Source organism: Arthrobacter sp. LAR12-1-1.1, from assembly GCF_040676555.1.
Lineage (GTDB): Bacteria > Actinomycetota > Actinomycetes > Actinomycetales > Micrococcaceae > Arthrobacter.
Genome location: NZ_JBEGIG010000078.1, coordinates 110,369 through 117,184, shown reverse-complemented (window position 1 = coordinate 117,184; position 6,816 = coordinate 110,369). Strand labels below are relative to the sequence as shown.

General features: G+C 67.1%; 6 protein-coding genes. 3 read left to right on the top strand and 3 right to left on the bottom strand.

Features of this window, described 5'->3' with window-relative positions; translation table 11 throughout:
• Together MRBLAR12_RS22635 and MRBLAR12_RS22630 are read right to left on the bottom strand one after the other, a co-directional pair.
• The coding region (locus tag MRBLAR12_RS22635) for a hypothetical protein (RefSeq protein ID WP_364748621.1) at window positions 1–616 on the bottom strand (616 nt) is incomplete at its 3' end.
• 665 nt (window positions 617–1,281) lie between these two features.
• Window positions 1,282–1,860: a MarR family winged helix-turn-helix transcriptional regulator gene (locus tag MRBLAR12_RS22630; RefSeq protein ID WP_414645566.1), complete on the bottom strand. Its 579-nt coding sequence runs from the start codon at window positions 1,858–1,860 to the stop codon at window positions 1,282–1,284.
• A gap of 227 nt (window positions 1,861–2,087) precedes the next feature.
• Here MRBLAR12_RS22630 and MRBLAR12_RS22625 point away from each other — a divergent pair, with 227 nt between their 5' ends.
• Window positions 2,088–4,364 carry an MMPL family transporter gene (locus tag MRBLAR12_RS22625; protein WP_364748619.1) on the top strand — a complete coding sequence of 759 codons (2,277 nt, stop codon included), beginning with the start codon at window positions 2,088–2,090 and terminating at the stop codon, window positions 4,362–4,364.
• A 37-nt stretch (window positions 4,365–4,401) separates the two neighbouring features.
• On the opposite strand, the gene MRBLAR12_RS22620 is transcribed toward MRBLAR12_RS22625, so the two are convergent.
• Window positions 4,402–5,364, bottom strand: a complete 963-nt coding sequence (locus MRBLAR12_RS22620) for an NAD-dependent epimerase/dehydratase family protein (protein WP_364748615.1) — start codon at window positions 5,362–5,364, stop codon at window positions 4,402–4,404.
• Window positions 5,365–5,486: 122 nt separating this feature from the next.
• Between MRBLAR12_RS22620 and MRBLAR12_RS22615 the strand changes: the two genes are divergently transcribed.
• Window positions 5,487–6,263, top strand: coding sequence for a TetR/AcrR family transcriptional regulator (locus tag MRBLAR12_RS22615; RefSeq protein ID WP_364748611.1), 777 nt, complete (start codon window positions 5,487–5,489; stop codon window positions 6,261–6,263).
• Between the two features lie 91 nt (window positions 6,264–6,354).
• Window positions 6,355–6,810, top strand: coding sequence for a hypothetical protein (locus MRBLAR12_RS22610; RefSeq protein ID WP_229994338.1), 456 nt, complete (start codon window positions 6,355–6,357; stop codon window positions 6,808–6,810).
• The last annotated feature ends 6 nt before the right edge of the window (window positions 6,811–6,816 follow it).

Genomic DNA, 6,816 nt, shown 5'->3' with positions numbered 1-6,816 from the left:
TGTAAGTGGATCCGGTTCCGAGGCCGGCGGGGAACCTGAAGTTCAGGCCGGCCCTGCCTGCCTTGGGCAGGTCGATCGCGTAGTAATCGGTGTCGTAGAAATTTGCGCTAAGTGTTGAACCGGAAATAGTGGTTCCAAGGGGCACCACTGTCGCGGCGGCGGTGCTGCTGTTGGGTTCGAGTTCGCCGGTCCCCGCGGTCAGGGTGGTGTTGAGGGTGTAGGTCCTGCCCCAGCTTGCCTGGCTGTTTTCGCCGTAGATTTTGATGTAGGCGCGGCCTGCGGGCAGGAACGTGCCCTGGCTGGCGAGCGAGGTTCCGTCAGCGTCGGAGCCATCGAGGTCAAAGCTGTAGAGGTTGGTGCCGTTGGCGGTGTAGATGCTGAGCGTGTAAGTGGATCCGGTTCCGAGGCCGGCGGGGAACCTGAAGTTCAGGCCGGCCCTGCCTGCCTTGGGCAGGTCGATCGCGTAGTAATCGGTGTCGTAGAAATTTGCGCTAAGTGTTGAACCGGAAATGGTGGTTCCAAGGGGCACCACTGTCGCGGCGGCCATGGTGCCGTTGGGTTCAGCCTCGGACGTCGCAGCCAGGGAGGGCGCAGCTGTCAGAAGTGAAAGAAGCACCGCTAGGAGCGCTATGAGTGCTGTGCGTGCCGGACTGAAAATGTGACGTATGGCGCCGATCCCATGTGATGCCAATTTGTCCCCCTGAATTGTGTACTAGCCCTATTGCAGTCGACAAAGTATGTCGAGAGTGTCCACGCAAGATAATGAAGTGCCCGAATTGTCATGCAGAATTTCGCCGGATTCGTCAAATCGAAGAAAGCTGTCAAGTCGCTTGAGTCGCGGCTTGTTGGTTAGGTGCGCGCGGGTAACTCGCTTTGCTGGGGTCGCGCCTCGCTACTCTTGGGGAGAGATGACGTTGTGGCGTGCCGTTGGCTGCGTTGCTGTGCCACCACGTAAGGCTAGGTTTTTAACCTGTATCTTTTCTTGACTTGCCGTCGGAACCGAGTGCTTTCCATGATGAAGCGCCTTCGCAAAGAACGGCATGGTGGTCAACTCCGGCCTCCGCGAATTAGATAGATCGACTTCATTCGTCGACATCACCAATTCAGCATCCTGCCAGTCTTCTCGCCCATTGATCCCGCAACTGACCAGCAATATATCGATGAAAGGGAGCCTTCACCGGCGTTGCCGCCGTAGTCACCGGCATGCAGTTCCAGTTTGGGGAGGCGCTTCCCGGTCGCCGGCCGGAAACCGCCGCCCACCCGTGACGCCCGGGCCGCGAGTCAGCCGGGGCGCTGCTCCGGCGCTTGCTCCGGCCCGGGGCCGTGGGCCGCTTCCTCGCCCGCCCGGACAGTGGCATCGATCATGGAGTTCAGGAACCGGGTGACGATCTCCAGTTCCTCCGGCGTGAAGTTCGCCATGGCTGCACCCATGTGGCGGGCCAGCGGCAGGAACATTGCGCCGCCGTCCCGGTAGGCCTTGGGCGTCATGCGCAGCTGCACCTGGCGGCGGTCAGCGCCCTCGCGCTCACGGTCCACGTGGCCGGAACTGTGGAGCCGGTCGATCAGTGCGGTGGTGGCCGGGGAGCTGAGGTTCAGCTCTTTCCTCAGCACCCCTGGAGTGACAATCTGGTCTCGCGCCGCATGCCGCATGATGACGGCGAGGGCGTTGAGGTCCGTGCGGTGCATGTCATTGCGGCCGCCGGCGGAGTCCACATAGCGGTTGGCCTCGAGGGTGAATTCCTGCAGGAGCCGGACAAGGGGCGGCGGACCGGCGGCTTCGGGCGGGACTGTGTTCCTGGGCGAGACCGCGTCTTCGGATAGGCCTGCGTTTTCGGATAGGCCCGGGGATTCGGCTGACACGGCGGACCTCCTTCGTCCCTTGATCCTGCACCGGCGGTCTGACCGCGGCAGGTCGGCGCTGTCGACGGCGCCTTCGGGAGTCTACTGCAGGGTCTGCGCAGCGGCCTGACGCCGGCTGTCTCTATTCTCCTCCGGTGCCCCCGGTCATTGGGTTATCTCTATGATGGAGATAGTCTACTATGGAGTTGATCTCTGCTCCCACTCCGAGGCGCACCCTGGAAGGAAACATGAAAACGACTTCGTCCGCGGCGATCCGTGTCCCGTTCTGGCTGCGTTGGCTGGTTCCCGCAGTGCTCGTCGTGGCCTGGCTGGCGATCGCCGGCGTCGGCGGCCCGACATTCGGCCGCTTGAGTGAGGTGTCATCAAACGATCAGGCATCATTCCTGCCGGCCGGGGCGGAGACCACGGACGCCGCGGACTGGCAGGCCAAATTTCGGGACTCCAAGGAGATCCCCGCCGTGATCGTGATTGAGAGCGGCTCCGCCTTCACTCCAGCCCAGCTGCGCGAGGCCGCGGCACTCAAGGACAGGCTGGAGGCCCTGCAGGGCGGCAGCACGGTGATCGGCCCCATCCCTTCCGAGGACGCCAAGGCGGTCCAGTTCGTGGTGCCCATTCCTTCCTCTGCGGAAGTGAAGACGGTGGTCAAGGAGCTGCGCGACGAGGTTCAGGCGTCCGCGCCGGCAGGAATGCAGACCTTCGTTACCGGACCGGCCGGGCTCACGGCGGACTTGGTGAGTGCTTTTGCCGGAATTGACGGCATCCTGCTGCTTGTGGCCCTCGGGGCCGTGTTCCTGATCCTGCTGATCGTGTACCGTTCCCTGCTGCTGCCTGTCATGGTGCTGTTCACGTCCGTGTTCGCGCTGTGTGCCGCGATCCTGCTGGTGTTCGGGATGGCCAAGGCCGGCTGGATCCAGCTGAACGGCCAAAGCCAGGGCATCCTGTCCATCCTGGTGATCGGCGCGGCAACCGACTACGCCCTGCTGTACGTGGCACGGTTCCGCGAAGCCCTGACCCACACCACCGACCGGACGGCGGCCGCCCTCACCGCATGGAAGGCGGCCTGGGAACCGATCCTGGCCTCCGGCGCCACCGTGATCATCGCACTGCTCTGCCTGCTCTTCTCCGACCTCAATTCCAACAAGGCCCTCGGCCCCGTGGCGGCCGCGGGTATCCTCTGCGCGCTGTTCGCGGCCCTGACCCTGCTGCCGGCCCTGATGGCGCTGCTGGGCAGGGCGGCGTTCTGGCCGTTCCGGCCCAAGCTGCTGCCGGAAACCCAGCGGGAACCGGAACTGGTCACCGGGCTGGAGGGCCAGAAGGGGCTCTGGCGGGCCACCGGTTCACTGGTTGCCCGCCGGCCGCGCACCGTCTGGGTCGCCTCGGTCCTCCTGCTCCTTGTGGCCGGTTCCGGCATCCTGCAGCTCAAGGCCAGCGGCGTAGCCCAGACTGACGTCATCCTCACCGCCTCCAACGCCGTCGACGGACAAGATGCCCTGGGCCGGCACTTCGACGCCGGGTCCGGCAGCCCGGCGGTGATCGTGGCCGACCAGGCAAGGGCCCAGGAGGTCCTGGATCGGGTCACGGCGAGCAACGGCGTCGGGGACGCCTATCTGCTGGCCGAAGGCGGCGTTCCCATCATGACCGGCGCCCTGGCCAACCCGGCCAACCCTGCCACCCCGGGCGCTCCGGGCGCTCCTGGCGCTCCTGGCGCTCCGGCGGCCCCGGCGGCACGGGACGGGAAGGTCCTGATCAACGCGACGCTGGACTCCGCCGCGGACTCCACCGAAGCCGAAAACGTCGTGGTGTCGCTCCGCCAGGAACTGAAGGAGATTGACGGTGATGTGCTGGTCGGCGGCGTGACGGCGACGGCCCTGGATACGAACACCACCGCCCAGCGTGACCTCGTCACGATCATTCCGGTGGTCCTGGGTGTGATTCTGGTGATCCTCATGCTGCTGCTGCGCTCGGTGCTCGCGCCGGTCCTGCTGGTCGCCTCCGTGGTCCTGTCCTACGCAGCGGCGATGGGCGTCTCAGCCTTCGTGTTCAACAACGTTTTCGGCTTCCCGGGAGCGGATGCAACGGTGCCCCTGTTCGGCTTCGTCTTCCTCGTGGCACTGGGCGTTGACTACAACATCTTCCTGATGAGCCGGGTCCGGGAGGAATCCCTCAAGCACGGCACCCGGCCCGGCATCCTGCGGGGCCTCAGTGTGACCGGTGGGGTCATCACCTCGGCCGGGGTGGTCCTCGCCGCCACCTTCGCTGCCTTGGGCGTCATTCCGATCATGTTCCTGGTGCAGCTCGCCTTCATCGTCGCGTTCGGCGTCTTGCTGGACACGGTGCTGGTCCGCTCCCTGCTGGTGCCCGCGCTGGCCTACGACATCGGCCCGCGGCTCTGGTGGCCCGGCAAGGCGGGCCAGCCGGGGAACGATGCCGCGGCCCGCAGCGGTGCCCTTTCCTCGCGCGCGCCGTCCTCCCGGCAGGAGGAAGAGGAAGCCGGAGTCCGCTAGGGGGAACCGAAAGCCGCAGCCGCCGTCGCTCTCCCTGTCATTGTCCCCCGTCCGCCCACCAGGCGACCGTGGCGGCGGCTGCCTCGTGCAGCGGGGTCGGGGCCACGCCCAGGGCGGCCTGGCTCGCGGTCGAATCCATCACGAACGGGCGCTCGAACTGGTACAGCGTCTCGGCGATTTCCCGCATGTCGGGGGAGAACACCCCCATCGCCTTCAGCGCCCATCCGGGTATCGCCGTGACCCGCGGGGCCCGGGCGCCGGCTGCCTTGGCGAATGCCCCAGCAAGCTCGCGCTGGGTCAGCGCAGGTCCGGTAGGCGCATGCCACACCCGGTTCCACACCTTCGGCTTGTCCGCCGCGGCAATCATGGCGGCCGCGAGGTCGGGAACGTAGGTAAAGGAATGCGGCTGGTCCGCCCGCCCGATCACCTGTACTGGCTTGCCGGCCGCGACAGGACGGACCATGCGCTCGCCGGCGTGCGACATGCGGACCCGCGGCCCGAAGAAATCGCCGGCCACCATGCTCACGGTGGCGGTGGCGGATGCCGCGCGGGCGGCGAGCAGCTCGGTTCGGACGCCGCGCTTGCCGCCCTGCGCCTGCCGGGGGCTGTCCTCGGCCATGACATTCTCCGGGGCGCTGTAGGAGTACAGGCTCTCCGGGAAGACGACGACGGCGCCAGCCTCGCCCGCCGCGGCGAGCACGTTCTGCTCGGCGGCCGGCAGTTCCCTGGCCCACACGTCGGCGTTGTACCGCGAGCCGTGGATGCAGTGGAAGACCGCCGTGGCGCCGAGGAAGGCCTCACCTAGTTGGGCGGGCTCCGAAACATCAATCGACAGTCTTTCGACCAGCGGGTGGGCGGGTCCGCTGCCGGACCTTGTCAGGATGCGTACGCGGTGGCCCGCCGCGGCCAGCTGTTCCGCGACGGTCCAGCCCACCGGGCCGGCCCCCGTGACGACATAGAGCCTGGCCGATGGGCGCCCGGAGGCAGCAGGGTCGGACATTTCGATCTCCTTCGATGATATGAGAGCAGTGCTCTCCCTTCAGGATGCGACGCCCGGAGCGGCAAGTCAAGAGCGGTGCTCACTTTTGTTGACAGTGCTCTTGTTTGTGAAATGCTGGACTCATGCCAGAAGACAGGATTGAAGCCGACGCTGATGTTTTTCCGGCAGCCGCGGCTTCCCGGCCCCGCACCCCGCGCGAGCGTGCCCGGGCCCAGACCGTCGCCGATATTGTCCGGCTGGGCCGGGAGCATCTGGCCGTGCACGGGGCCGCCGCGCTGTCCCTCCGTGCCGTGGCCCGGGATCTTGGCGTGGTCTCCTCGGCGGTCTACCGCTACGTGGAGAACCGGGAAGAGCTGCTGACCCTTCTCCTGATTGATGCGTACAACGAACTTGGCGATGAAGTGGATGCCGCCGTCGGGGCGCTGCCGGAAGCAGACTTCGGCGGCCGCTTTGCGGCGCTGGGCCGCGCGGTGCGGGACTGGGCGCTGCGCGAGCCCTCCCGCTACGCACTGCTCTTCGGCAGTCCGGTGCCCGGTTACCAGGCCCCGGCCGAGCGGACCACCGGTCCCGGCACCAGGGTGATTACTGCCCTCATTGGAATCCTCGACGGCGCCTTCCGGGCCGGGCGGGTTGTCGCGACGGGTCGGCGGAGTCCTGCCGTGGCCGCCGGGCTGGCAGGGGATCTGGCGAAAATCCGGGCGGAGTTCGGTCTGGCGGTGCCGGATGACCTCCTGGCCCGCGGCGCCCTGGCCTGGACCTCACTCTTCGGCGCCGTCAGCTTCGAAGTCTTTGGCCAGTACGGCGCCGGCACGTTCACTGCCCGGGAGGAGCTCTTTGACCACCAGCTGGCGGTGCTGGCCGACGTCGCCGGACTGCCGGCGGCCGGCGCTGCCGTATGAACCAGGTTCCCCTGTTGCCCCGCGGTGGCGCTCGATAGACTGCCACTGCGCCCGCACGGGCGCGCCCGATGCGTCCAGGAAGGATCCATCCATGTCTGAACAGAACAGGCCCGAAGATAGCAGGCCTGAAGAGAACTTGTCTGAAGAGAACGTGTCCGGAAAAGCGGTGTCCCACGACGCCGATGCGGGTCCCACTGTGGATGAAGCGGAGGCGGCGGCGCCGGAGGGGCAGTACGTCGAGGGCGACTACGGCTCCGCCGGCACGGCAGGCGAAGTCCCGCCCACGGCCGTCGAGGGGGCGTACGCGGCTGGGGACTACGGCAGTGCCGGCGTGGCCGGAGCGGCCGTCGTTGGCGAGGTGGAAGGCGACTATCCCGAGGGCGACTACGGCGAGGGCGGGGTCTCCGGTGAGCCCGCCGGCGTCGCCGAGGAGGGGGAGTACCCCGAAGGTGACTACGGGACCGCCGGAACGGCCCGTCCCGAGCAACCCGGCCGGCCGGCAGTGGGGGAGTCGGCCGACGAGGACGCCGCGCGAGGCGATAGCTAGCGCGAA